The 25,148-nt window shown below is 63.5% G+C and carries 31 protein-coding genes and 1 pseudogene; 18 read left to right on the forward strand and 14 right to left on the reverse strand.

The genetic code is table 11. From position 1 onward, the window contains the following. The first annotated feature begins 52 nt into the window (after positions 1-52). Genes dapB through nth form a run of 3 tightly spaced genes read left to right on the forward strand, consistent with a single transcriptional unit; the run spans position 53 to position 1,775 of the window. A complete protein-coding gene (gene dapB, locus P8R33_RS04885; RefSeq protein ID WP_278327850.1) occupies positions 53-781 on the forward strand; it encodes a 4-hydroxy-tetrahydrodipicolinate reductase in 729 nt (242 codons plus the stop codon). After that, the gene (locus P8R33_RS04890; RefSeq protein WP_278327851.1) at positions 778-1,128 is read left to right on the forward strand and encodes a hypothetical protein; all 351 of its coding nucleotides are present in this window, start codon (positions 778-780) and stop codon (positions 1,126-1,128) included. Before dapB ends, P8R33_RS04890 begins: the two co-directional genes overlap by 4 nt. Beyond that, positions 1,125-1,775 carry an endonuclease III gene (nth, locus tag P8R33_RS04895; protein ID WP_278327852.1) on the forward strand — a complete coding sequence of 217 codons (651 nt, stop codon included), beginning with the start codon at positions 1,125-1,127 and terminating at the stop codon, positions 1,773-1,775. Before P8R33_RS04890 ends, nth begins: the two co-directional genes overlap by 4 nt. Here the strand turns inward: nth and P8R33_RS04900 are convergent. Genes P8R33_RS04900 through P8R33_RS04920 form a run of 5 tightly spaced genes read right to left on the reverse strand, consistent with a single transcriptional unit; the run spans position 1,772 to position 6,112 of the window. Next, positions 1,772-2,182, reverse strand: coding sequence for a hypothetical protein (locus P8R33_RS04900; RefSeq protein ID WP_278327853.1), 411 nt, complete (start codon positions 2,180-2,182; stop codon positions 1,772-1,774). The two genes, nth and P8R33_RS04900, sit on opposite strands and share 4 nt — an antisense overlap. An 8-nt stretch (positions 2,183-2,190) precedes the next feature. After that, complete coding sequence (locus P8R33_RS04905; protein WP_278327854.1) at positions 2,191-3,429, reverse strand: dicarboxylate/amino acid:cation symporter; 1,239 nt, start codon at positions 3,427-3,429, stop codon at positions 2,191-2,193. A 24-nt stretch (positions 3,430-3,453) separates the two neighbouring features. Beyond that, positions 3,454-4,587: a succinyl-diaminopimelate desuccinylase gene (dapE, locus tag P8R33_RS04910; protein WP_278327855.1), complete on the reverse strand. Its 1,134-nt coding sequence runs from the start codon at positions 4,585-4,587 to the stop codon at positions 3,454-3,456. Continuing rightward, on the reverse strand, positions 4,584-5,453 hold the full coding sequence (locus P8R33_RS04915; RefSeq protein ID WP_278327856.1) for a S1/P1 nuclease: 870 nt from the start codon (positions 5,451-5,453) through the stop codon (positions 4,584-4,586). Before P8R33_RS04915 ends, dapE begins: the two co-directional genes overlap by 4 nt. Further along, a complete protein-coding gene (locus tag P8R33_RS04920) occupies positions 5,453-6,112 on the reverse strand; it encodes a glutathione S-transferase family protein (RefSeq protein WP_278327857.1) in 660 nt (219 codons plus the stop codon). The genes P8R33_RS04915 and P8R33_RS04920 overlap by 1 nt, the downstream gene beginning before the upstream one ends. Before the next feature lie 106 nt (positions 6,113-6,218). On the opposite strand from P8R33_RS04920, the gene P8R33_RS04925 reads away from it, so the two are divergent. From P8R33_RS04925 to P8R33_RS04935, 3 genes are all read left to right on the forward strand, one after another. Further along, positions 6,219-6,638: a VOC family protein gene (locus tag P8R33_RS04925; RefSeq protein WP_278327858.1), complete on the forward strand. Its 420-nt coding sequence runs from the start codon at positions 6,219-6,221 to the stop codon at positions 6,636-6,638. Positions 6,639-6,853: 215 nt separating this feature from the next. After that, positions 6,854-7,066, forward strand: a complete 213-nt coding sequence (locus tag P8R33_RS04930; protein WP_278327859.1) for a cold-shock protein — start codon at positions 6,854-6,856, stop codon at positions 7,064-7,066. 81 nt (positions 7,067-7,147) lie between these two features. Then, positions 7,148-7,366 (forward strand): hypothetical protein, encoded by a 219-nt coding sequence (locus tag P8R33_RS04935; protein WP_278327860.1) that lies wholly within the window; start codon positions 7,148-7,150, stop codon positions 7,364-7,366. Here P8R33_RS04935 and yihA read toward each other — a convergent pair. From yihA to P8R33_RS04965, 6 genes are all read right to left on the reverse strand, one after another. Continuing rightward, complete coding sequence (yihA, locus tag P8R33_RS04940) at positions 7,363-8,007, reverse strand: ribosome biogenesis GTP-binding protein YihA/YsxC (RefSeq protein WP_278327861.1); 645 nt, start codon at positions 8,005-8,007, stop codon at positions 7,363-7,365. The genes P8R33_RS04935 and yihA overlap by 4 nt on opposite strands. After that, the gene (gene yidC / locus P8R33_RS04945) at positions 8,007-9,779 is read right to left on the reverse strand and encodes a membrane protein insertase YidC (protein ID WP_278327862.1); all 1,773 of its coding nucleotides are present in this window, start codon (positions 9,777-9,779) and stop codon (positions 8,007-8,009) included. Before yidC ends, yihA begins: the two co-directional genes overlap by 1 nt. Positions 9,780-9,848: 69 nt before the next feature. Next, positions 9,849-10,058, reverse strand: a complete 210-nt coding sequence (yidD, locus tag P8R33_RS04950) for a membrane protein insertion efficiency factor YidD (RefSeq protein ID WP_278327863.1) — start codon at positions 10,056-10,058, stop codon at positions 9,849-9,851. Then, the gene (gene rnpA / locus P8R33_RS04955) at positions 10,055-10,438 is read right to left on the reverse strand and encodes a ribonuclease P protein component (RefSeq protein ID WP_278327864.1); all 384 of its coding nucleotides are present in this window, start codon (positions 10,436-10,438) and stop codon (positions 10,055-10,057) included. The genes yidD and rnpA overlap by 4 nt, the downstream gene beginning before the upstream one ends. An 87-nt stretch (positions 10,439-10,525) precedes the next feature. Next, on the reverse strand, positions 10,526-10,660 hold the full coding sequence (rpmH, locus tag P8R33_RS04960) for a 50S ribosomal protein L34 (RefSeq protein WP_278327865.1): 135 nt from the start codon (positions 10,658-10,660) through the stop codon (positions 10,526-10,528). A gap of 121 nt (positions 10,661-10,781) precedes the next feature. Further along, positions 10,782-11,723: a hypothetical protein gene (locus tag P8R33_RS04965; RefSeq protein WP_347569027.1), complete on the reverse strand. Its 942-nt coding sequence runs from the start codon at positions 11,721-11,723 to the stop codon at positions 10,782-10,784. A gap of 161 nt (positions 11,724-11,884) precedes the next feature. On the opposite strand from P8R33_RS04965, the pseudogene P8R33_RS04970 reads away from it, so the two are divergent. Together P8R33_RS04970 and P8R33_RS04975 are read left to right on the forward strand one after the other, a co-directional pair. After that, a pseudogene (locus P8R33_RS04970) lies at positions 11,885-12,523 on the forward strand (magnesium chelatase domain-containing protein); the annotation flags it as partial. 51 nt (positions 12,524-12,574) lie between these two features. Beyond that, positions 12,575-14,191 (forward strand): recombinase family protein, encoded by a 1,617-nt coding sequence (locus P8R33_RS04975; RefSeq protein ID WP_278327866.1) that lies wholly within the window; start codon positions 12,575-12,577, stop codon positions 14,189-14,191. A 7-nt stretch (positions 14,192-14,198) separates the two neighbouring features. Here the strand turns inward: P8R33_RS04975 and P8R33_RS04980 are convergent, their stop codons facing one another. Continuing rightward, entirely contained in the window at positions 14,199-15,392 is a 1,194-nt protein-coding gene (locus P8R33_RS04980; RefSeq protein WP_278327867.1) for a hypothetical protein, read from the reverse strand. Further along, on the reverse strand, positions 15,389-16,369 hold the full coding sequence (locus tag P8R33_RS04985; protein ID WP_278327868.1) for a hypothetical protein: 981 nt from the start codon (positions 16,367-16,369) through the stop codon (positions 15,389-15,391). Before P8R33_RS04985 ends, P8R33_RS04980 begins: the two co-directional genes overlap by 4 nt. 453 nt (positions 16,370-16,822) lie before the next feature. On the opposite strand from P8R33_RS04985, the gene P8R33_RS04990 reads away from it, so the two are divergent. From P8R33_RS04990 to P8R33_RS05005, 4 genes are all read left to right on the forward strand, one after another. Next, positions 16,823-17,845, forward strand: a complete 1,023-nt coding sequence (locus P8R33_RS04990; RefSeq protein ID WP_278327869.1) for a hypothetical protein — start codon at positions 16,823-16,825, stop codon at positions 17,843-17,845. A 237-nt stretch (positions 17,846-18,082) separates the two neighbouring features. After that, entirely contained in the window at positions 18,083-18,316 is a 234-nt protein-coding gene (locus tag P8R33_RS04995) for a helix-turn-helix domain-containing protein (RefSeq protein ID WP_278327870.1), read from the forward strand. Between the two features lie 64 nt (positions 18,317-18,380). Beyond that, on the forward strand, positions 18,381-19,010 hold the full coding sequence (locus P8R33_RS05000) for a sensor histidine kinase family protein (protein ID WP_278327871.1): 630 nt from the start codon (positions 18,381-18,383) through the stop codon (positions 19,008-19,010). 20 nt (positions 19,011-19,030) lie between these two features. Further along, positions 19,031-19,300 carry a hypothetical protein gene (locus P8R33_RS05005; RefSeq protein WP_278327872.1) on the forward strand — a complete coding sequence of 90 codons (270 nt, stop codon included), beginning with the start codon at positions 19,031-19,033 and terminating at the stop codon, positions 19,298-19,300. Between the two features lie 43 nt (positions 19,301-19,343). Here P8R33_RS05005 and P8R33_RS05010 read toward each other — a convergent pair whose 3' ends face one another. Beyond that, positions 19,344-19,868, reverse strand: coding sequence for a hypothetical protein (locus P8R33_RS05010; RefSeq protein WP_278327873.1), 525 nt, complete (start codon positions 19,866-19,868; stop codon positions 19,344-19,346). 53 nt (positions 19,869-19,921) lie between these two features. On the opposite strand from P8R33_RS05010, the gene P8R33_RS05015 reads away from it, so the two are divergent. From P8R33_RS05015 to P8R33_RS05040, 6 genes are all read left to right on the forward strand, one after another. Continuing rightward, positions 19,922-20,773, forward strand: a complete 852-nt coding sequence (locus tag P8R33_RS05015) for a 3'-5' exonuclease family protein (RefSeq protein WP_278327874.1) — start codon at positions 19,922-19,924, stop codon at positions 20,771-20,773. Positions 20,774-20,813: 40 nt separating this feature from the next. Continuing rightward, positions 20,814-21,944, forward strand: coding sequence for a DUF262 domain-containing protein (locus P8R33_RS05020; protein WP_278327875.1), 1,131 nt, complete (start codon positions 20,814-20,816; stop codon positions 21,942-21,944). Next, complete coding sequence (locus tag P8R33_RS05025) at positions 21,941-23,050, forward strand: DUF3696 domain-containing protein (RefSeq protein ID WP_278327876.1); 1,110 nt, start codon at positions 21,941-21,943, stop codon at positions 23,048-23,050. Before P8R33_RS05020 ends, P8R33_RS05025 begins: the two co-directional genes overlap by 4 nt. Positions 23,051-23,053: 3 nt before the next feature. Then, positions 23,054-24,013: a hypothetical protein gene (locus tag P8R33_RS05030; protein ID WP_278327877.1), complete on the forward strand. Its 960-nt coding sequence runs from the start codon at positions 23,054-23,056 to the stop codon at positions 24,011-24,013. A 119-nt stretch (positions 24,014-24,132) separates the two neighbouring features. Further along, positions 24,133-24,636 carry a hypothetical protein gene (locus P8R33_RS05035; protein WP_278327878.1) on the forward strand — a complete coding sequence of 168 codons (504 nt, stop codon included), beginning with the start codon at positions 24,133-24,135 and terminating at the stop codon, positions 24,634-24,636. A 20-nt stretch (positions 24,637-24,656) separates the two neighbouring features. Next, on the forward strand, positions 24,657-25,085 hold the full coding sequence (locus P8R33_RS05040) for a hypothetical protein (protein WP_278327879.1): 429 nt from the start codon (positions 24,657-24,659) through the stop codon (positions 25,083-25,085). The last annotated feature ends 63 nt before the right edge of the window (positions 25,086-25,148 follow it).

Consider the following 25,148-nt stretch of genomic DNA (forward strand, 5'->3'; position numbering starts at 1 on the left):
GTGAGGGGATCAACCGCCCTCACGCAGCGAAGCGGTAGGGCGACAAGGACGAATGGCAAACATCGGCGTAATCGGCAGCAAGGGCGCCATGGGCGAAGCGCTGCGGCGCGTGATCGAGGCCTCGGGCCACGACTATGCAGGCGGCGTCGACAAGGGCGACGACGTGGGTGATCTGGCCGATGTGAGCGATGTGCTGGTCGATTTTTCCGCCCCGGCGGCGCTGCAGGCGAACCTCCATGCCGCGATCGGCGCTGGCGTGCCGATCGTGATCGGCACCACCGGGCTGGAGCCGGGTCACCACGAAGCGATAGATCATGCCGCGCGGGCCGTGCCGGTCCTGCAAACAGGCAATACCTCGCTCGGTGTTACGCTTCTCGCCCACCTGGTGCAGGAGGCCGCCGCGCGGCTCGGGCCGGACTGGGATATCGAGATCGTCGAGATGCACCATCGCCGCAAGGTGGATGCGCCTAGCGGCACCGCGATTCTGTTGGGCGAGGCTGCGGCGGAGGGGCGCGGGATCGATCTTGCCACGAACCGGGAGAGCGGTCGCGACGGGCAGACCGGCGCGCGCGAGCGCGGGGCAATCGGCTTTGCGGCCCTGCGTGGCGGGACCGTGGCGGGCGAACACAGCGTGATCCTGGCTGGCGAGCAGGAGCGCATCACCCTCTCCCACAGCGCCGAGAACCGCGAGATTTTCGCGCGCGGCGCGATCAAGGCAGCCGACTGGCTGAAGGGCCGCGAACCGGGACGCTACACGATGGAGCAGGTGCTGGGGCTTTGAAGGGTTTCGCCATCGGCTGTGGCCTCGCACTGGCCATCCTGTTCAGCGCGATCGGTTACGTGATGAGCATACCGGAGGCAGGCGTGGCATATGCCTGGCCGCTGTGGGCGGGCCTGGCGTCGGCGATCGGACTGCCGGCAGGCTATGCGTCGCTGGTGCAGACTCCGGCCCCGTGGCAGCTCGGGCTGATCGGTTTCGCAGCGATGCTCGCGGTGCTGGTCGCTCTGACGCTGCCGTTCCTGTCGGACCCGGACCTGCAAGCAGCCCATGGAGGCCGGATGATCGTCTGGGGCATGCTGTGGAGCGTCGCGGCCTTCCCCTTCATCCGGACCGCCAGCAAGCGATGACCAAAGACCAGATTTTCGAATTCTTCCGCCGCCTCGCCGAGGACAATCCCTCGCCCGAGACGGAACTGGAATATGGCAATTGCTACCAGCTGGTGGTGGCCGTGGCGCTATCGGCGCAGGCGACCGACGTGGGGGTGAACAAGGCGACGCGCGCGTTATTCCGCGAGGTCGAGACGCCGCAGCAGATGCTGGCGCTGGGCGAAGACGGCTTGAAGGAGCACATCAAGACCATCGGCCTGTTCAATTCGAAGGCGAAGAACGTAATCGCGCTTAGCCAGCTGCTGGTCGACGAATATGACGGCGAGGTGCCCGACACGCGCGATGACCTCGTCCGCCTGCCCGGCGTGGGCCGCAAGACGGCCAATGTCGTACTCAACTGCTGGTTCGGTCAGGAAACCTTCGCGGTCGACACGCACATCCTGCGCGTCGGCAACCGCACCGGCCTCGCCAAGGGCAAGACACCCGAACAGGTCGAGGCAAAACTCGAAAAGCGCGTGCCCCAGCCCTTCCGCCTCGGCGCGCATCACTGGCTGATCCTGCACGGCCGCTATGTCTGCAAGGCAAGGACGCCCGAGTGCTGGCGGTGCAAGGTGGCGGATTTGTGCAGCTACCGGAAGAAGGTGCTGGAGAAGCCGAAGGGGCGCTAGGAAAGACTAGCAACGAAATCCGCGATCATCGGGTCCGTATAGAGCTTCACCGGGTCTGCATCCCCGTCCTTTTTTCGACGAAACTCTCCGGCATCGAATGCCAAATAAACCTCATCGAACTGCTGAGGCCAACAGCCTTCCGGTATCTCCTGGTGACGTGAGATCATCTCACTCCACAACTCATTCGCGAGCGAATCTCCAAAGGCATAATTCACTGTGCCGCTGTCATAGCGCTTGGCCAATTCGACACCAATGCAGTTCAAGCTTTCGAACCAAGGAAGGCCGAGAAGTCCGGACCAACGATCCAAGTCGTCTACGTAAGTGAAAATGTAGCCGTCGGGATCGCACCGCAAGCGCAATTCAGCGAATATCTTATCGAGAATTGGCGCTTTCGACTCGGTCATCATTAGGCACGTCAAACATCATCCGCGGAGATCATCTCGCCCCGGTCGATCTCGCCCGTCATCACCGCCACGGTCGTCGCCACTGCCGCATCGCCCGAAACATTCGTCGTCGTGCGCATCATGTCCATGATCCGGTCGACACCGGCGACGAAAGCGATCGTTTCCAGCGGCACGCCGACCGCGCCGAAGACCAGAGCCATCATGATAAGGCCCGCGCCAGGAATGCCTGCCGCACCGACTGCGCCGAGCGTCGCGAGGATCGAGATGAGGAAATAATCGCCCATCGACAGGTCGACGCCGAAAATCTGCGCGCCGAATAGCGTGGCAAGGCCGAGATACATCGCCGTGCCGTTCATGTTGATCGTCGCGCCGAGCGAAATCACGAAGGCCGCAACCGAGTTCGAGACGCCGAGATTGCGCTCCGCGCAGCGCAAGGTCACCGGCAGAGTCGCGTTGGAGCTGGCGGTGGAATAGCTCACCGCCATCGCATCGACGATCCCGCGGAAGAAATCGCGCACCGGCAGCTTGGCGAGGAACTTGATCATCCCGCCATAGATGAAGGCGATGATCAGCAGGCAGCCGAGGTAGTTGAGGCCCACCAGCTTGGCGAGGCTGACCAGCGCATCCAGCCCCAGCGTGCCTGCCACCCAGGCCATCAGCGCGAAGACGCCGAAGGGGGTGAGCTCCATCACGATCATGGTGACCTTCTGCATGATCACCGCGCCGCTATCGAACACCTTCTGGACGGGAACGCCCTCTTCCTTGGCCATCAATATGCCGATGCCGATCAGGAGCGAAAAGACGATCAACGGCAGCACCGCGACATCGGCCATCACCTGCACCGGGCTTTCTGGCACGATGGAGAGGATCATGTCGACCGCCGTGGTCTCGTTGGGCACCGGCGTCTCGCCGCGCTGGATCGCGCTGGTATCGACGCCTGCCCCGGGCGCGAGCACGGTGCCGAGGCCGAGGCCCAGCCACACCGCGATCTGCCCGGTCACGACGAACAGGATCATCGCCCGCCCGCCGACCGCGCCGAGCTTCCGCAAGTCCCCGATCGCCGCGACACCGCTGACAAGGCTGAAGAAGATCAGCGGGACGACCAGCATCTTGATCGCCTTGATGAAGAAATCGCCGATCCACTTGATGCTTTCCGCATCCGGCCCCCAGGCCCAGCCGGTCAGCACGCCCAGGATGAGCGCGGTGATGACGCGCTGCCACAGCGGAATTTCGAACCAGGTCTTCAGCACGGCGATCCCTCCCCAACTTGGCCTCTAGCGGGCCAGCGCGTCCTTCGCGATGCGCGTATAAATGCGGCTTAGCGTCGAAAGGTCCTCGATGGCTACAGCCTCGTCGCGCTTGTGCATGGTCGCGTTGCAGAGGCCGAATTCGATCACCGGGCACACGGCACGCAAGAATCGTGCATCGGAAGTGCCGCCGGTGGTGGAGGGTTCGGGGTCGATCCCCGTCTCCGCCGTGACCGCAGCGGCGATGATGTCGCTGAATTCGCCCGGCGGCGTCAGGAACGGTTCGCCCGAGATGATCGGCAGCGCGGTGCCGCCGTGCTTTTCCGCAATGGCACCCACTATCTCCGACAGCGATGCGCCCGAATGCGTGTCGTTGAAACGGATCGAAATGCGCGCCTTGGCCTTGGCCGGGATGACGTTGTGCGCGTGGTTGGGAATGTCGATCTCGGTAATCTCGAGATTGCTCGGCTGGAACCAGTCGGTGCCTTCATCCAGCACCAGGGCGTCCAGTTCCGCCAGCATGGCGACCAGCTTGGGGATCGGATTGTCGGCAAGGTGCGGATAGGCGACGTGGCCCTGCGTCCCCTCGACCTCCAGCCAGATGTTCACCGACCCGCGTCGCCCGATCTTCATCATGTCGCCGAGCCGGTTTACCGATGTCGGCTCGCCGACGAGGCACAGGTCGGGCCGGATGCTCTCGGCCTTCATGTAATCGATCAGCGCGCGCGTGCCGTGGAGCGCCGGGCCTTCCTCGTCGCCGGTGATGATGAAGCTGATCGTACCGGCCTCGGCTGGCACATTGGCCACCGCATCGACCATGCAGGCGATCGAGCCCTTCATGTCCACCGCGCCGCGCCCGTAGAGCAATTCGCCCCGCTCCTCCGGCTCGAAGGCGTCACTGGTCCAGCCGTCGCCAGGCGGCACCACGTCGAGGTGCCCGGCAAAGGCGAAATGCTTCGATCCTGCCGGCCCGCGACGGATCGCGAAGAGATTTTCTACGGCTTCCTCCGGCGTGCCCTGCTCGCCCTCGCCGCGGATGAAGCGCGTCACCTCGAAGCCGAGCGGCGCCAGCATGGCTTCCATCGCGTCGAACACCTGCCCGCGCGCGGGCGTGACACTGGGCGCCGCCATCAGCCGCTTCGCAAGATCGAGCGCGCTCACGAATCGCGCTCCTGCTCGGGAAGCGGGCCGGGCGCGAAGGCTTCGTCGAGATACTCCGCCATGCGCAGGCCCGCCTGCAACACGCGGCGGCGGGCAATGGGGATCGAGCGGTCGAGAACGTCCTGCGAAAGCACCGTCTCATCGGGCAGCTCGCCATCGCAGGGATCGCAACCGAAGGCCTGCGGATAGACAAAATCGCGCGACAACTGCCAGCTTTCGCGGCCCCAGTCGGCAGCACGACCGCCCGCCAGTTCGGCGCGCTCGGCGGCGGAATAGCGACGCACCACCGGCGGATTGCCGCTGATCGCACGTTCCGCCAGCGGGCCGTCCCACACCCAGTGCAGGTTCAGGCCCGGCACGATGCCGTAGGCGGCAGTGCGATCGTTGCCGCCGCGATCGTCCTTGTCGCCCGAATGGAGCGGCATGTGGATGTCTCCGATGAAGTGGACCATGAAGGCGAGCGCTTCCAGCCGGACATTGTCGGGCAGGCTCTCGTCGGCGAGGATGCGCTGGTTGCGCTCCACCTGCGCGCTGACGCAGGCGCCGCCGGAGCAGTTCTTGCGCGCGCTGTATTCCTCGGTGATCGGCTCGGTCTGGTAATGCCAGGCGAAGGTATAGCCCCAGCGCCAGTAGGCTCCGCGCAGGCAATCGGGCCACACCGATGCATCCTCGAGGCTGGCGAGGGGGCAATCGGGCGTGCCCAATTGCGGAGAGGCGCGCAGCAGCCGCTCGATCTTCGCGCGCGTTTCGGGCTCGACATTCGCCTCGGCGATCTCCGCCGTGACAGTGTGCGCGTAATAGCCCCAGGCCTTCGCCTGTGCGGGCAGCAGGGCAAGGACCACCGCGAGAATAGCAACGAACCGCATCAGCCGACCGTCTCGTATTGCTCGATCACCCACTCCTCGTTCTCCGAGGCCTCGATCCAGCCCTGCATCCACTCATGCTCCCACAGCGCCTGCATATAGGCAGCGGCGAAGCCGGGCACGGCGATCTGGTAGCTGATGAAGCGGCTGACCACCGGCGCGAAGAACACGTCCGCCGCGCCGAAGGTGCCAAACAGGAACGGCCCGCCGCTGCCGAAGCGGCTGCGCGCTTCCGCCCAGAGGCCGAGGATGCGTATGATGTCCGCTTTGCAGGCCTCGCTCGGCTCGAACCCGTCGAAGCGCTTGCGCACGTTCATCGGGCACTCTCCCCGCAATGCCTGGAAGCTGGAGTGCATTTCGGCGACCATCGACCGCGCCATGCCGCGCGCAACGTCGTCCTTGGGCCAGAAGCGGTCGCGCCCGACCTTGTCGGCGAGGTAGTCGAGGATGGCGAGGCTGTCCCACACGACCACTTCGTCGTCCCACAACAGCGGGACTTTGCCGCTCGACGGGCGGATTTCGCCGCTCTGTTTGTCGGCCTCCCAGTTCTCGCCGAACAACGGTACCACGATCTCTTCGAAGGAGAGGCCCGACTGCTTGGCCGCGAGCCAGCCACGCAGGCTCCAGCTGGAATAGTTCTTGTTGCCGATGACGAGTTTCATGCGCGTGTCCCACCTGTTTCGCCTGCGCGGTAGAGGTTCAGCTTGGCAGTGTCGAGGCTGAACGAAGTGGCTTTGCGACGAACGACGGCTGGGCTAGACGGGCGGCATGAGCCTGCGCCCCTTCCACCTCGCCTTCCCAGTCGACGACCTTGCCGAAGCCCGCCGCTTCTATGGCGATACCATGGGCTGCGACGAGGGGCGCAGTAGCGCCGAATGGATCGATTTCGACTTTTACGGCCATCAGATCGTCGCCCATCTCGCGCCGGGCGGATCGGGCGATAGGGCGAGCAACCATGTCGACGGACATGGCGTGCCGGTGCCGCATTTCGGCATCGTCCTACGGATGGACGATTGGCAGGCACTGGCCGAGCGGCTGCGCGCGGCGAATGTCGATTTCGCGATCGAACCTACCATCCGCTTCAAGGACCAGCCCGGCGAACAGGCCACGATGTTCTTCCGGGACCCCAGCGGAAACGCGCTGGAAATGAAGGCTTTCGCCAACGATGACATGCTGTTTGCGACCTGACGATCAATGCCGATTAGGTGATTGGCAGGTGCCGTGCTAGGGCGATTCCGCTGACGTCGAATTATGCGACGGACTTCGGCTTTTGACGACCGCCCGACACCTCCGCGTGTGCAGGCGCAACCCAGACTTCGACTTCCTTTCATCGGACGATTTTAAGCACGACCACGCCGCATGTCGCGGCGAGGCAATCCCATGCGTTCTTGAAAGGAACCATCATGAGCAAGACCGGAACAGTCAAATTCTTTAACGCCGACAAGGGCTATGGCTTCATCCAGCCCGACGACGGCTCGGACGACAGCTTCGTCCACATCACTGCCGTGCAGGCCGCAGGCATGCAGACGCTCGATAAGGACCAGCGCCTCAACTACGAAGTCGAGACCGGCCGCAATGGCAAGGCCAGCGCCGTGAACCTCTCGGCCGCCGACTAAGGTCGACCAGACCATCCCCCGCACGCGCATCGTGTGTGTGCGGGGGCACGTCGTATACCTCCCTCCGGCGAGAGATCGAGCATGAGCCAGACATTCGAATTCTACGACGCACGGGCAAAAGAGGCCGCTGCGGAAGCCAAGGCCGCTACTCTCGACAATGTCCGGGAACGCAGCCTGCGGGCAGAACAGACCTGGCGCGGCCTCGCGACTCAAGCGCGCAAGGTAAAGACGGAACGCGAGAAGGCGCTTCAGGCCAGTGCAGAAAAGCGTGCTGCGGAAGAAGCGATCGCTTCGAGTTAAACGCCCGCGTCGGCCAGCACCGCTGCTCTAAGCGCGCCGATGCCCATGCCCTTTTCCGCGCTGGTCACGTGGATTTCCGGATAGGCGGCGACGTGCTTGCGCGCTTCCGCCTCGGTCGCGGCGACGACCTTTTCCAGGTCACTGGCCTTGATCTTGTCCGCCTTGGTCAGGACCACGCGATAGCCGACGGCTGCCTCGTCGAGCATCGTCATCATCTTCCGATCGACCTCTTTCGGCCCGTGGCGGCTATCGACCAGCACCAGCGTGCGGGCCAGCACTGCGCGGCCGCGCAGGTAGGTCTTCACGAGGTTCTTCCAGCGCTCGACCACTTTCACCGGCGCCTTGGCGAAGCCATAGCCCGGCATGTCGACGAGGCGAAACAGCGTCGGATCGCCGACCTCGAAGAAGTTCAGCTCTTGCGTGCGCCCCGGCGTGACGGATGCGCGCGCGATCGCCTTACGGCCGGTCAGCGCATTGAGAAGCGTGCTCTTGCCGACATTCGAGCGGCCGCAAAAGGCGATCTCCGGCACGTCCGGCTCGGGCAGGAACTTGAGCTGCGGCGCAGACAGCAGGAATTCCACCCGGCCCGAGAACAGCTTGGTCGCGCGCCTTTCCAGCGTGGCGAGTTCGGCCTCGTCCATCAGGTCGCCTTGGCCGCCTCGGCCGCCTTCTTCTTTTTCTCTTCCTCGATCATCGCGCGCATCTGCGGATGCTTGGAATAGAGATATTTCTGCTGTGCCAGCGTCAGCACGTTGGAGGTGACCCAGTAGAGCAGCAGGCCCGCCGCGAACGGGGCCATCACGAACATCAGGATCCACGGCATGATGTCGAAGATCTTCTGCTGCATCGGATCCATCGCACTGGGGTTGAGCTTGAAGGTCAGCCACATGGTGAAGCCCAGCAGCACAGCGAGCACGCCGAGGCCGAAGATGATCATCAGCCAGCCGGGCACATCGATGCCGACATAGGCCAGCGCATTGGCGAGGTTGGCCGGATCGGGCGCGGAGAGATCGTCGATCCAGGCGAATTTCTCGTGCCGCATCTCGACCGCCAGGATCAGCACCTTGTAGAGCGCAAAGAACACCGGGATCTGGAGCAGCATCGGCAGGCAGCCGGCGAGCGGGTTGACCTTCTCGCGCTTGTAGAGCTCCATGATCTCCTGCTGCTGCTTGGGTTTGTCGTCCTTATATTTCTCCTGCAGCTCCTTCATTTTGGGCTGGATGGCCTTCATCGCGGCCATGCTGGCAAAGCCCTTCTGCGCGATGGGGAACATCAAGCCGCGCACGATGACGGTCAGGATGATGATGGCGACGCCGAAATTGCCGACCGCGTCGAATAGCGTGCGCAGCAGCCACAGGATCGGCTTTTCGAACCAGCGGAACCAGCCCCAGTCGATCGCGAAACCGAACTTCTCGATTCCGGCATCCTGGTACTGGTCGAGCACCACGCTTTCCTTCGCACCGGCATAGAGACGCGAGGTCGTGGTGTACTTGCGGCCGGCCGGAACGGTCACCGGTTCGTAGATCACATCGGTGCGATAGGTTTCGTTGCCGAGCGAGCGATAGCTGGTCGCCGGCGCGCTGCCATCCTGCGGGACTAGAGCGGCAATCCAGTAGATATCGGCGAAGCCTGCCCATCTGGTGCGGCCCTGCGGGCGCACGACGCCTGCCTCGTCCACGTCCTCGTAATCGACATCGTAATCGGCTGTGTCGCCGAACACACCCATCGGGCCCGAATGCGCGTTGAAGATGTCCTGGCTGGCGGTGCGGCTGGTGCGATTGACGAGGCCGAAGGGCTCGACGACCACCTGGTTGCCGGAGGTATTGCTGACCGCCTGCTCGGCCGTGATCATGTAATTGTCGTCAATGGCGTAGGTGATTTCGAAGATCAGGCCCTGACCATTGTTCCAGCTCAGTGTGACCGGTGTCTCGGGCGTCAGGCGCTCGCCATCCGCCTCCCATAATGTCTGCACTCCGGGCACGCGAATGTTCGAGCCGACCCAGCCGAACTGCGCGAAATACTGCGCGGGGGTTCCGTTGGGCGAGAACAGGCGAACGGGGCCGCTGTCTTCATCCGTCGTCTCGGTGTGATCCTTGAGGACGATATCGTCGATCAGACCGCCGCGCAGGTTGATCGAACCAGCCACGCGCGGCGCGTCGATCGGCAGGCGGTCGGGCGAGGCAAGAGCCTGCGCAACATCGACCTCCTCCTGCGCCTGCAATGCGGGATCGACCAGTCCGCCAGTGCGCGAGTGCTGCGTGGCCTCGGCAGCACGCGAGGCCGGCGTATCGGCCACCTCTTCCACCAGCGCCTCTTCGGGCTGCGGGTAGAAATATTGCATCGCATAATCCCACCCGATCAGCAGCAGGAAGGAGAGAGCGATCGCCAGGATCAGATTGCGCTGGTTTTCCAAGGTCGGTCCCGTCGTAGTCAGTCGTGTTCGGTATGTGGGGAGGTGTGTTATATAGCCAAGACAGCGGCGCTAAGGCACCGGGTCGTAGCCATGCCCGCCCCATGGGTGGCAGCGCATTATACGCTTAAGCGCCAGCCATCCACCCTTGATCGCACCGTATTTGCCCAGCGCCTGCACGGCATATTCGCTGCACGAAGGGGCATAGCGGCAGGTCGGCGGCAGGATCCGGCTCGGCCCCCATTGCCACAGCCGCGCGATGAAGATGAAGATGTGCTTCACGACCGGCGGCTCCGGCGCTTGCGTGGGCCGCGCCCGGGATCGCCCTTGCCCTCGGCGGCCCGAGTGAGCGCCGCGCCAAGTTCCTCGCGCAGCTGCGCAAAATCGCGCTCGACCCCGCCTTCGCGGCCGATCAGGACGTGGTCGTGATCGGGCAGGCCGCTCTCCGGAAGTGCAACCCAAAGAAGCTCGCGAAAGCGCCGCTTCATGCGATTACGCACCACCGCATTGCCGATCTTCTTCGTAACCGTGATGCCATAGCGCTTCCCCTGCCCGTTGTTCGGCCGGGCCAGCAGAACGAAGCCCGGGCGCGCCACGCGCAGCCCGCGATTCGCCGCCAGAAAATCGCTACGCTTGCGGATGACGGAAAGGCTCGGGTGCATGGATGCCAGATACGCAAAACGGGCCCCCGATGGGAGCCCGCTTGCAACTGCCGGATGATCGCCGCGCGCCAGGCGCAGCGGATCACATCACGCGCAGAGGTTCTTGCGGCCGCGGGCGCGGCGGGCGCGGAGGACCTTGCGGCCGCCCGGAGTCGCCTTGCGTGCGAAGAAACCGTGGCGACGCTGGCGCACGAGGTTCGAGGGCTGGAAAGTCCGCTTCATCGGATAAGTCCTTAAGTCTTACAGTGTCCGGCGGCGCCATCCGGCTGCCACCAATAAAAAGGGCCACCCGGGCGGGGTGACCGCTTGAATGGCGCGCGCATACCCACACGGGCGCTGCGCGTCAAGAAAAAGTCATGGCCGCATAGGCGAGTTTCGGCGCCGGTTCTGCTACCTCGCGAGCAGGCGCGACAGGCTTGGGCTCGCGCCTTTCGCTCGCTTGGCGCAGGCCCGGAGCGGTCAGGCGACGCATGTCGCGCGCGCCGAGCCAGCGGGCCGAGCGGTGCGGGACCGAATTGGTAAAGTCGTAGAACGCGCGCGCCTGCCCTTCGCTCATGCCCATCTCGCGATAATAGGCAAGATACTTGCGGTTCTCCGGCGCATCGGCAGCGAAATCGGAAGCCTCGCGGCCGTAATCGTCCATCCAGCTGTGCACGGCGAATTCGGCACCGTCGGAAATGTCGCGCTCGACACCGGCGAGAAACAACTCGACCGCGCCCGACCGGACCGAGCCATTGGTCGGCACATGCGTCACCAGTCGGGCGGCACGGATCATCCGGCCGAGCTTCATATTGGCGATATCGTCCTGCGTGCCGGGGCATTCGACCATGTCGATCTGCGCGAGGCCGGGGAAGTCGCGCAGCATGGCCGCAAAGGCAGCCGGCGTTGCGCGGTCGGTTTCGCCGAGCAGGGCGACACGGCGCTCGTCGAGCACGAGGAACGGGCCGAAACGGGCAATTCCCCGGCGATAGTCGCGGCGGCTGCGGTCGATCGCGTGCGGAGCCTGCCAGCGCGGCGCATCCGACACGGAGAGCTCTGCCTGCGGGCGGATACCGACGAAGTCTGCACCGCGGCGCGGCGGCAGCGGTGCGGGAAGCGCGACGGCCTCGGGCAGCACCTTTTGCCCCTCGCGCGGATCGTAGAACGGCGCAGCCTCGATCGGCTGCACCACCGGCGTCGATGCGAACACGACCGGCATTGCCACCAGACCCAGCGACTGCGCCGCTGCGGGACCGGACAGGGCCAGTCCGACAAGCGAGAGCAGCGAGGCGAGGATGCGAAGCATATCGCCGCTGTGCGCGCGCCGATGTTGCCGAACTGCCAAAGTGATTGGTGAAGACCGTCTTTATGCTTTTCGTTCTCCACCACGATGGACCGGGTTTCCCCTCGACAAATCAATCCGTTCTGGCCATCCCCGCCGGGTACGTCACGCGGTGGGGATTAACGCTGGTAGCTCTGGTTCGGACGGTCGCCTATCTGGGGCTGGAAGCGCGCGCGGTCGAAGTGCAGTGCTCGGTCGCGCCTGGCCTGCCCAAATTCAACATCGTCGGCCTGGCGGACAAGGCGGTGGGCGAGAGCAAGGAGCGGGTGCGCGCCGCGCTATCCAGCATGGGCCTCGCCCTGCCGCCCAAGCGCATCACCATCAATCTTTCGCCCGCCGACCTGCCGAAGGAAGGCTCTCATTACGATTTGCCGATCGCGCTGGCGCTGCTCGCGGCAATGGGTGTGACCGATGCCGAGCAGCTGACCGAATGGATTGCTGTGGGCGAGCTCGCGCTCGATGCGCGGATTGTGCCCTCGCCCGGCGTGTTGCTGGCGGCCATCCATGCGAGCGAGGCGGAGTGCGGGCTGATTTGCCCGAAAGCGCAGGGGGCGGAAGCCCGCTGGGCGAGCGGGGTGCCGATCTGCGCCGCGCCCGATCTTGCAAGCCTGCTCAACCATCTGAAGGGCACGCAACAACTGCCCCCGCCGGAACGCGGCGAGGTGGAGGAGCCGGCGCGCGGGCCGGACCTCAAGCAGGTCAAGGGCCAGGAAACCGCCAAGCGCGCGCTGGAGATCGCCGCGGCTGGCGGGCACAACCTCCTCAGATAAGATAGCCCTACACTTCAATCGACGATTTCGATAAGTCAGAGGCACATGGACTGCGTCATCTACATCCGCTGGTCGAGTTCTGAGCAGGGTAAGGGTTCGACTCTCGAGCGTCAGAGAGAGGATTGTCGGCGCCATGCGCTTGAACAGGGCTGGACTGTCCTCGAAGAACTTGTCGACGACGGGATCAGCGCCTTCAAGGGAGAGCACGCATCGACTGGTTCCCTAGGTGGATTTGTGCAAGACGTCGAGGCCGGACGCTACCCCGATGGGGTGGTGCTGTTGGTCGAAAAGCTCGATCGCCTATCCCGCCAGGAGCCCGGTCGGGTCTTCATGTGGATGATGAACCTGACGGAGGCGGGCGTGATACTCGCGACTGTCGATGGAGCCCGGCGATACAGCAAGGGCAACTTCGATATGGCTTCCATCATCGAAGTCGTCGTGAAGGCGCAGCTCAGCCACGAGGAAAGCGAGAAGAAGAGCCAGCGGCTCTCTGCGGCGTGGGCTTCCAAGCGTCGTCGCCTGAATGCGGGCGAAAAGTTCGTCATGACCCGCCGAGCACCTGCTTGGCTCGATGTCGTGGGTTCGCCCCCGGTGTTTATCCCGATACCGGAACGGGCCGCCATAGTCCGACGCATCTTCGAGGAGACGGCCGCCGGCTTCGGAAAGCAGCATATCGCCAAGAATCTGAACCTGGACGGCGTTCCGACCTTCGGCCGATCGGGTGCATGGCATGCCAGCTACGTGCAGAAGATCCTCCGCAATCCCGCAGTCGTCGGTGAGTTGCATCTCGCCCGCAAGGCGCGGGGCTCTAAGCGACAGGTTACCGGCGATGTCGTCCTCGGCTATTATCCGAGCGTCGTAGATGCCGACCTGCACAAGCGAGCCAGCGCCGCGATGCGCGAACGAACTCGCCGCTACACAGGGCGCGGCCGCAGGTTGGTGAACGTCTTCTCCGGCCTTGCTCGATGCGGGACATGCGGGTGCAAGATGACCTTCCGTGGCAAGGGAAGAAAGCAGCGTGCCGACGGCTCGTGGGTCAACGAGGACTACCTCGTATGCGACGGTTATCAGCGCGGCATGGGATGCTCCAACGGCTTCCACTTCAATTATGCGATCTGGGAAGAGGGGATCCTCGCTCCAATAATCCACGAGGCTCTTCAAGATCACGATTCGGCTCCACAATCCGAAGTCCGCGAAATCGAAATCGAAGTCGCTCGACTTGAACGGCTCTGGGATGTCGCGAAGACGCGAGCAGATTCAGCTCTGCGGCTAGCGGTGGAGACTAACAGGAGCGAAGCGAAGACCCTCTGGACCGAACTTGCCACGATCGCCGACAAGGCCGGCGATGAGCTCGACGATGCTCGGGAACGCCTGCTCGAACTGGTGCACGCCCCCAGCGCCGAAGAACATCAGAGGCGCGTGGGTGAACTATGGTCCTCGCTAAATCACGAGGACGAGAAGACAAGGTTCGAGGCCAGGTCGAAGGTCATGGCAGCGACCCACGCACTCATCGATCGGCTCACGTTCCACGGCCCCGATCCGCTGGGCGTGGAGATGGAAGTGGCGGGCGAGCGGGTGATCAGCATTCACTACGACGAAGTGAACCGCAGTACCGAATGGTCGATGTGTGATATCGACGACGAACGGACCTCTCACGCCTGAGCAGGCTCTATCGGGGACGTTGAAGAAACCGCCGGAGCTCCTCGACGCGCTCATCCAGCCAAGCGAATATCGCCACCGCACGCGCAGCGGGGTCCCCGTGGAAGCTGTCATAGTCACGGAAGACGAAGAAGTCGCTCACGGGTCTGTGCCATTCAGATCCCGGAAGTCCACCCGCCCGGAACATCTCGATGTCCTCGTGCGCCAGTTGCAGGAAGACCTTGGGCGCGGACGATATCGGTTGCTTTCCGGGCTCCGCCAGAGCTTCGTCGATCGTGTCCCGATAAAGCTGGTTGGGACTGTCCGGGAACCAGAGACCCGTGTTGAGAAAGCAATTCTCGGGCCACCCTTCATCCAGATGGACCCAACGGTAGGTGTTGAACCGGCCGAATTCGACATCCGCCTCGGCCCAGACGGTGTTCCCGTTCCATCGTCCGATATCCTGGATCCGGACAAACATGTCATCGACGAGCTTCTTCAGTCGATCCGTCGAGCCGATCTGGAGACCCAGCAGCGCCACGTCCTGACTTGCGGGATATTCATCGGACATTCCATGTTCCTCCAGAAATTCTGCGAAAGCGTTGATCAGGGCTCGCGGATGTGAGTCCGGCGCGAGGTCCGTTGTGGCTTCGATGAAGATGCGTGACAGTGAACCCCACGTCGCGACATGTCGATCGAGCCCTGAGAAGCCCGGCTGGGCCGGGCGGGGCGATGTGTAACCCGGCGGCACGGGCGTGAAGTGGGTCACAAATACCAAGGCTTTGGACAAACCACTCATCTCGTGCTCTTGCGCTTGCAGCCAGACACCGTACCGTTCCATCTGCGAGGCATAGCGCGGGTCTGTCGAGCGATCGTGATCGACGTGATGAACGACCTTGTTCTCGAAGACGAGCCATGGACTTCCGTCGATGCTTATCATCATGTCGGGACGCTGCACTCCGACCTTCCGGGCATCCGCTTCCGGCCCGTCGATCGCGTCAGCGATCTCCTTTGCGATAACGAACTGCGTCGCGACATGCGGTACGGCTCCTGCCTCGAGAAGTCCTGAACAGTCCTGTCCGGTGATGGCCTCCAGGACTGCCGCGAACCTATCGTTCGGCAACGTGCGCAGCACCGCCGCAACGCATTCGGTCAGCCAGTCCTCCATGGCTTCCCGCTTCTCACGGCTCCGGTACTTGAAGAGATCGACGAGCAGGCTGCTCATACGGTTTCCCGTACAGCGGCGATGAGCCGGCTGAACTCCGCGTTGTCGCCATCCGATTTCCACCGGTTGATGAAATTGCAGACGATCTGGAGATTTCCCTTCTCGTAATGACCATCGCTGTCGATGCGATCGAGCGAACAACACAATTGGGGATCATCGCCGCCGATCCACTGAAGCTGCAGGCCGGACAGGGCGCACAATCCTTCCTGTGCCTCGAACAACTCCTCCAGGTAGCGCTCTGCTTCCATCCGCGTGCCGAGCCGGAATTCCTTGTTCTTCACGCGCCGCTCGACAATCTGCCCATTGGCCCTTCTCGCAGTGTCTTCCGCGCGCATGACCATCTGCAGGAAGGTCTTCGCTCGAGCGTCGCCGAAGATGACCGGCATGGATCGGCGCCCTCTTTCGGTCTTCGCGATCCAATCGGATCGGCGATGCCATTCGGAAAGATCGTCCCCCTTCACCAGGGATCGCGCATATTCGGCGTAATCGACGCCGAGCTTCTGCAAGGTAGCTTCCGTCGCGAGGAAGTCGTGCGCCTTGCAATGCACCGCGCTCCACCTCAGCGGCCTGCCGAGTTGGTCGATCGATGACCATGGACGACAAGGTTTCCGGTAGAAATAAACCTCGCGCGATCCCCATGGTGCGGGTTTGGGATCTGGTTCGAGATCGATCAATCCCTCCTCATCCTCTGTCACCGTCCACCAGATGCGGTCCTCGTGCCGATGGATCCACAGATCGCCGCTGCTTTCCATGATGATCGTACCCAGATTGTACCAACGGCTGGCAGTGGACTTTACCGGGGTAACACCCTTAGCGGTCTTCAGGTGGATCAAGGTCCGCTCGATATAGCCGTCCCTGTCGCCCGCCGCCCAGTAGGCGTGCAGCCGTTCGTCCTGCATCGTGGCGACATAGTTTCCGGCAAGGCAGCGCGGCCATTCGTAGTTTTCGCGACCGAAGTTGGCGATGTAGACGTTCAATTCGGTTCGCTCCTCATCCAGGACGCGCGGTTCGGTGGGAGATCCGACGGATCGAGACGCCCATCCCGCTAGCCAAGCTCTATCTGCGAAAGCGGAACGAGGGCAACGCGTAACATCGCCGCGCGAGCGAGGCCGCGAGCGCGAAAGCGGATGGCAGTATCTGCCTGAAGCCACTCGGGGAACAGTCCCCACGCTGCGACACGGCGCAAACCACCCAGTCCCGCGGATAGACGATCTTCGCCGTGGGTGGATCCGACGCTGTCGATCGTGGGACCGGACGCTCACGGGGGCAATGGGAAGAAAAATCAATCAATTGATCGCTACCGCCTCGGCGAAGGCGAACTCGCAGATGGAGGACGGGTGAAGAACCGACCTCAATGGGTATCGGAAAGGGAGAGAGCAGGAAGATGAAGGGAAAAGGGTTCCCTCGTCTGCTCCACAAGGAGACATGGAATGTACAACGGAATTCGCAGCCGGTTCGCCGATTTCGCCACTCGAGTGCGTAAGGAACTTGCCCTGGCAGGACATGGCGATGTAGCATGCCGCACCGCTTGGCTCTCTCGCGCGACCCAAGGCGATCCCTTCCAGATGAATGTGCCGGTGGCGTCCGACCTCGTGATCACCATCCGGCCGAGTGTCGCAGGAAGAAGAACGGCGCGAGATGAGGACTGGACGCTTGAAGCACGGGCCTTCGCATCCGCGCTCATCACTCTTGATCAGGGCAAGGACTCGCTCGCGGAATACGCGAGGACGATGCGTGCGGCCGCAATGCGGGAGATCGACAGCGCCCGCGCACTCGGCCTAGACATTCGCCTTGCCGCAGTCGGCTTCATGCCCTGCCGCGCCCATACCCTCGATAGGGAGGATCGACAGGAAGCGCTGGATTACGTCATCTGCGAGATCCAGGTCGAGATGACCTCTTACTCATTGGGCCGGGAGATCCTGTTCCTTACCATCGAGGAACCGGAGGACGTGCCCGCGGCAGTCGGAGAGCACCTCGATATCCAGAAGGAGCGGCAGGCTCGCGAGGACGAACTCGAAGAATTCGGCGCCGACCTCGAGATCAGTGACATCTCGCTGGAGATTCTCGACCTGACAGGCAGACCGCCGCACGAGATCCTACGGGACCTCCTCGAGCGGAACGAGCGCGTCATAAAGCTCGATGGCGATGTCCGGATCGGACTCACGAACGATTTCGGCGTGGTCGAGGTGAGCCTCGAGACCGAAGAGCTATTATGGAACGGCAAGTCGCTTCAATTGAGGAATGGCGCCGGGCCCCTCGAACCCTCGACAATCACGGGAAAGTCTCTCGGGGAGCACATCAGCGATCCCGTCTTCGCAAGCCGCCCCATCAACTTCTGCACCACATACGGGGGAAGTCAGTCGCATTTCCTCTACGACGAGGAACGTTCCTACATCGATCTGACAGACGGTCGGCATTGGAAGGTGGAAAGACCGGTCTCGGTCGCGGCCTGACGACATGAGCATCGCGAGGGTTGAGGCCCCGCGATGCCACCTCTCGGTCGAATGACCCGGCATGAAAACCGGCCTCGCCGATCGACGGCGCCCTCGTCGGGTCCGATCCACCCGCATCACCATCGGGGATGAACGGACGGGGCCGGTGCACAGCAGGGCGGAAACCAGTATTCCGGGCCGATGAAGGATGCGGACGAATCGCCCGATGACCATCTCGCTCGAAGCTTCGGGCGGTGCGTGACCAGACATCGGGAGGCAGCGGGCCAATCGATGGCGAGCCTCGCGTCGATCGCGGGCCTCTCCCGCGCCTATCTCTGGCGCATCGAAGAGGGCAAGTCCCTGCCCAATCTACGTAACGCAGCCCGTCTTGCCGCCGCGCTAGAGATGCCTCTCTCCACACTCGTCGAGGGGCTCGACCTATCAAAAGTGCAGCTGGAGAATCGCCCCTACGACGGCGCCCGCGAGGGATAATCAGCACGCATCCTTGACATGTCGCCATTTCTGTATACTTTAAAGTATACGAAAGGGCAGCGGCATGAATCTTCGACGCGGCGATATCCAACCCATCGGGCTCGAAGCCCTTCTCATCGACGAGGCGCGTCATCGACACGCGAACGAGTTCGCTTCCGCACTCGCGGCCTTGCATATACTCAAGGCCAGAACGCCAAACCCTCCCCGCATCATCGAGGAGACTATAGCGAGGCTCGAGGCCAACGTCAGGATCGAGAGGCTGCTCCTGGACGCGGGCACGGACAACCCCGCCCTGGCGGTGGGGCGACTGTGCGAGACCATCGCCATGTCCCACAGCCGAGCCCCCGAGTTCGTGATCCGCTCGATAGGCCGGGCAGCGACCGGAGAATCCGTCCCAGTTCGACTTCTCCTGCTCTTCGCCTATGAGCTCGTCACAAACGCCATCAAGCGTTCCGACCAGGACCCGGGGCGGATCGCGATCAGGATAGTGATCAAGGCCGGCATGCTCCGTCTAACGGTGGTTAACAGGATCGATGAGCATCGCGCGGCGCCGGGCCGCGTGGGGAATGGCATCGAGATCCTAGACAGGCTGGCCGACTCGGTCGGAGGCCGTCTTGCCCTGCGGAACGAGACGGATCGTTTCGTCGCGCAAGCGATGCTGCCCATGCAGCCAGGCGACCGTAGTTCGAACTGAATCAAGGAATGGAGAGCATCATGTTCCAGACACGGATCACCGACAACGGCAGCGTCGACCTGACCCACGATGAAGCGAACACCGCCCGAGAGGCGCTCGGCGCCCTGCGGCTCCCGTCCACGGCCGCCATCGCGGTCGAGAGGCTGGAGAACGGCAGGCCTATCGCGTACTGTCTGACGACGGTGGCGGAGGTTCTCGCGTGGCGGCCGGAGCTATCGGCCATACCGAGGCCGAGCGCCGGACTGGACGCCGTCCTGCCAGACGTCGCGCGGCAAGCGTCGCATGGCTGAAATAAGAAGGTCCGTGCCCGACCGCTCCGGCACAGCGCCAGCCCTACAGCCGCGAGAGCGCGACCTCGAGCGCCGCCTTATCGCAAATTCCCACATTTACGATCGCCTCGGTGATCCGTTCACCGAGCGCACCGAGATCCAGGCAGACAGAGGCGCGATGCCCCAGTTTCACCCCGGAATTGTTCCAGTCGATCATCTCCACCGAGGGGACCGCCGCCTTCCCCGAGGCGGTGGAGAGCCTAGTCGGGCTCACGACGAGGACGTCTCCCCTCCTGCCTCGAGCCCCCACCACCCTTCGCGCGACGGTTCCCCCCACGCGATTGGCCTCCTTGCACACCGCCGCGGCCGTGTCGACGTCAAAGCCCGCGTCGATGAGGGCGAACGCGGTGACCGTATCGATGATCGAACGCGGGCCGTAACTCACCTGTCGACCGCGTCCGATCTTGGGGTCAGGCCAATCGAGATAGCGAAGACGCTGCAGGCGGGTCTTTATGACCGGACCCGAGCGGACTTCGAAGGCACCCGCGACCACCCGTGCGAGCTCCGAAACGGAGATCGGGAAACTCACCCGACGAAGGACCCGGCAGAGAACGGACGAGAGCGTTCGTGCGGCGGGTAGTGGTGCTCGATCTCGAAACGGCTCCCGAGCAGCAGGCTCTCTGCCTGCTTCGTAGCGAAAAGGGCGTTGCCAGGGCGACTTGGGCCATCCAACGGATCGAAGGTCTCTGCATGCTCGTCGCGGAGGAACGCGGCGGCCGGTTCGCCGTGACCGACTTCGTCTGCGCCGACCGCGAAGCCCCGCGCGAAATCGAGCGTCATGACGAGACCGCAATGCTCAATCTTGTCGCTGATCACCTGGATCCTTCCGAATTGCGAACGACGCTCGTCACCTACAACGGGAGGCGTCATGACCTGCCAATCCTCCGCCGGCGAGCTTTCGTCAACAGCTTGTCCCACAGACCGGCCTTCCAACCCTACCCACCCTTCGACCACGAGGACGCGATGCTCAACCTCGGCCCGGACCCTATGGGTATGGCAGTCCCCCTGATACAGGCCGCCGGCGGTCTCGGCATTCCGGTGATGCACCGTTTTCCGACCCAGGCCGCATTCGCCGCCACCCCGCGAATGCGCAAATGCCAGGTGGACGTGCTCGCCACCTTCCTCCTCCACCTGCAGACTCTTTCGGCGCGGTCGGGGAACCCGGACATCTTTGACAACGGGTGGGAGGCGGTTTGCACCTTCCTGGGGCGTATCGGTGCGAAGGGCGATCACCTACTCCAGTTCATCAGAATGCAGGAGAGGCGCCTGGCGGCCCTGCTGGCTTCTCCGACCACGCAACCCGCGCGATCCGATGCCCGGAGCGATGACCCGGGACGCTCCTGTTTCGCGAGCCCGCATGACCGCCCGTCAGCACCGTTTCGGCGGCGCCCGCGACCGACATCCGATGACGGGGATGCGGGGAACGGCAAGTAAACACTCGACAGCAGGACACCGCGAACGATAGCAACCACGCATGACAGAAGAAGTCGAACAGACGCAGCCCCTCGATGGGGAGCAGATCGAGGGATACGATCCCACAAGCGGCGATGGTTGGGGGGACTACCCGCTGGATGCCGTCTTCGTGCGCACGGAGCAACGAACGGTCGGCGAGGTCGTCGGTCGGATCCAGAAGAACCGCTACATCCTCGATCCGGATTTCCAGCGGGACTTCGTCTGGTCCAACGCCAAGCAGTCGAAGCTCATCGAGAGCTGCGTGATGAGGATCCCGCTCCCGGTGTTCTATGTCGCCGAGGCAAAGGACGGCCGGATCATAGTCGTGGACGGGTTGCAGCGCCTCACCACATTCGCCCGCTTCCTCAACGGCGACCTGCGACTGACGGGCTTGGCGACGGATGAGAATTCGGGATCGCACGAACTCGAGGGCAAGCATTACGACAGCCTGCCCATAAACCTGCAAGAACGGGTGAGCGACACCCAGCTGACGATGTACATCCTCGATGCCAAGGCGCCGGAACGCGCGAGGCTCGACATCTTCGAACGCGTGAACAGCGGCGCCGTGCTCACCCGGCAACAGATGCGGAACGCGTTGTACAACGGACCCGCCACCCAGTGGCTGAAGGCGGCCGCCGACAGCGATCCCTTCCAGACGGCCACCGGCGGCTCTCTCTCAAGCAAGACCATGCGCGACAGGGAAGCGATAAACCGCTTCGCGGCCTTCGCCATCCTCGGTTGGGAGACCTACGTCTCGGGCGACATGGACGTGTTCCTCGCGAAGGCCCTCCAACACCTCGCGACCCTGCCCGAGGCCGAGCGCGAGGGTCTGCGCTCTCGCTTCGACCGCGCGATGACCCTCAGCCATCAGCTGTTCGGCCAGCATGCCTTCCGCAAGTCGCTGGCATATGAAGGCGTCGATTCGCCTCGAAGCATCATCAACATCTCGCTGTTCGAAGTCAGCGCGGTCGTGCTCTCGCGGATCACGGGCGACCTCTCAGCGCAGGATGAGGAGAACATACGCGATACGATCGCCACGCTCGTGGACGACGAGGATTTCAGCCGGGCGATCACCTACTCGACCAACAGCACACAGGCGGTGCATGCGCGGTTCTCCATCCTCTCGCACGCCCTGGAGGAATATCTGCCGTGACCTCCCCACTGACCTCGCTGCGCATCGAACAGTTCAAGTGCTTCGCCGACCTGCAAGTCCCGTTGAGGCACCTCACGCTCTTCACCGGCTTCAACGGCGCCGGCAAGTCGACGGCGATCCAGTCACTTCTCCTCCTCGCGCAGGGTGCGAAATCCGGCAGCTGGGTGGCATCCGCTCCGGAGTCCTTCGTACCGCTCAACGGCGATATCGTGCGGCTAGGTTCGATAGGGGATGTCGTTCGCGCCGGTGCGCCAGGGGGCCGCGTCCGCTTCGAAGTCGCTTCCGACACCGAGACCATCGAACTATCGCTCACCGGAAGGTCGGGCGCGAGAGTGTTGTCCGCGGAAGCGACCGACGGTTCGCCCAACGACCAGCTTCTGCGATCGCTCGACCGGCTGGTTCACATCAGCGCTGTCCGGTCCGGTCCCGCCGATTCCTTCCCGATGCCCGACCGACCGCACACGGGCGTGCCCGACGTCGGAGTGGACGGCAGGTTCGCGAGCTACTGGTATCATGCCCGGGCCGACGAACCCGTCGCCGCCACGCGATGCCTTCCCGGCAGCGAAGGAGACACCTTCCGCCGGCAACTCGATGCCTGGCTCGATTTCCTCGCTCCGGGCGCGAACGCGAACGTGCAGATCCTACCCGTCGCTTCCGCTCTCGCGCTACAATTCCGTCTGTCCGGCACCGGAGAATGGAAACGTCCGGCGAATGTCGGTTACGGCCTGACTTACGCCTTCCCCATCCTGGTGCAGCTCCTGGCGTCGGCCGAAGGCGACGTGGTCGTGATCGATAGCCCGGAGGCGCATCTCCATCCTCAGGCGCAATCGCGAATGGGGCGCCTGCTGGCGGCATTCGCGGCGGCCGGGGTTCAAATCCTGGTCGAGACACACAGCGATCACGTCCTCAACGGCGTCCGTCTCGCCGTCGCCGATGGCGTCATGCCAGCCGCGGAGCTCGGGATACTCTTCTTCGCCGGGGCGAGCGAGACCGACCACGGAGTGACCATTCCCGTGACCGACGTGACCGGCCGCATCGATTCCTGGCCCGAGGGATTCTTCGACCAGATCGACAACGACGTGGCCCGCCTTTCCGGTTGGCGCTGAACCATGTGGTTCGTCAACGACACCTCCGTCCAGGGGCAATTCCCCGACCACGCGGCATTCCGGTCCCGCATGCGCGACCTCGTAGCGCTGCGCGCGAGGCTCGCGCGTCTCAGGGACAACCTACGCGTCTCCCACCTCCTGCCGTCGTCCCCGGTCGACGGCGATGCCACCGTAAGGGACGTGATCTTCGCAGGGGGCGACAGGGATCTGACGCGGGCCGTCATGTTCTGGCTAGACCGCACGGGTCCCTTCGTCGACGACGACAGGGCCCCCGAGGAGGACGATTACTTCGAATACGCCGGGGTAGAGGTCACCGACGGCGGTCTGGGTGAGGCGGCGAGACGCACGAAGGCGGGCGAAGGCTGCGCGACCTTCAGTTTCGAGGGCGGGGACATCGACTTCGCCATCGATCCGCTGGTGACCGATCATGGGCTCGAAGAGGAGAGGTTGGGCCAATACGAAGTGGCGAACCGGTGGGACCTCGAGGCGCTAGAAGCAGACATACTCGCTTCGGATCCCCCGCCGACCAGCTGGGAACAGCTCGTCGTGACGGCCCGCGACCGCTTCCCTCACCTGGAGATAGCGGACCTTCATGCTTCCCCCGAATTATTCCGGCAGCCCTTCGAGGCCTCGATCGCGCGCAGTGCCCTGACACTTTGGGGCCACCTGGAACGCTATGCCTCGGACCGCGCGCCGGACGGATCGGTCGGGCCAATTGGTCGGGAAATCGTGGAACAACACTTCAGCGGAGACCGTGCCGCCTTCAGCAACGAATCCCCCAACAAGATCGCCGAATACCGGAATGAACTCACCTTCGAAGCGCCTGATGGAAGTGCGATCTTCGCGCCTTGGCACGGCAAGATATCCCATCGTACCTTCAGGATGCATTTCGAATGGCCTCTGCGCGCCGAACGAGATCGCATCGCTGTGCTGTACCTAGGCCCCAAGATCACGAAGGACTGAGCGGCTCCGATCAAGGCGCGATCGGATATCCACGACCGGCCGCCAGGCCAGCGCGAGAACGTGAAAGAAGGAGACCCTAGGAGAAGTCTTTCCTGCGAAACCGCAGGAAGGAATGGAAAATGAAGAATGCGTCGCTTGCCGACACCTTGCAGGTCCTGGCCGATGACAGCGAACTCACCACGTTCTCGAGAACGCTATGCCGCATTTCGCGGCGCGCCCTGTTTGAAGGCCGGATCCACATCGAAGACCTCGAGGACCTGGCCGCCGCGACCGATGGCAGCGATCTTTCGAAGGAGGTCCGCGAACTGCGCCTTCTGTGGAAGAACGATCTGCTGGATGCCACCCTCACCGCAGCCTTGGCACTCACCGAGAACGCACGACCGTCCGACGCCTCGACCGTGAGTGAAACAGGGCCTTCCCGGATCGCCGCGCTCGGCCACGATGTCCTCGCTCACGCGGACCAGATACTCATCGGGTCGCCCATCGGTCTCGCCCTGATCGAACTCGCGCGCATCGAGGCAAAACACCTTGTTGAGCTTGGGGAGGGGGAGCCGCTTCCTTCCGATGACCGATCGGGGCCGATCTCGGACCTGCTGACGACCTTCACCATCCAAATCCCCTGACCCCGTTCGGAGACGATACCATGAGCATTAAAGTCAGCGGCCTGGTGGCCGCATGGATCGAGGGCCTGCAACCGCACCGCGTAGCTGCCGCCTTCGAAGGCCTCACCGACCTTGAAGATGTATCGAGGCGATACCTGCACGACACCGAAGGAACTGAGTTCGAAGGTCTGGGGTGGCACTCGCTCACTCTCACCCGCGACGGGCCGTTCGTGGATCTCGAGTTCCACTACAAAGACATCCTGTTCACCACCGATTGCCGACGTGAGCGCGTGATCGTGATATTGCATCAGCGCGTCTCGCTCACCGTGCTCACCGCCTGGCGGACCGACCCCAGCACCCTTCTCGGGAGCACGGCGATCACGCTCCCTCCCATGACGTTGTCCGACAGCTCGTCGGAGAAGGGGGTGACCTCCCTCATCCTGACCGTAGAGAACCGGGATATCGCATGACGCAATGTTAGGCGTAACCTGTGCAGGCGGTGCGGCTCGCGGGAGCCATTGCAAGGTCGGACC

This window comes from Qipengyuania flavescens (assembly GCF_029688735.1).
Taxonomy (GTDB): Bacteria; Pseudomonadota; Alphaproteobacteria; order Sphingomonadales; family Sphingomonadaceae; genus Qipengyuania.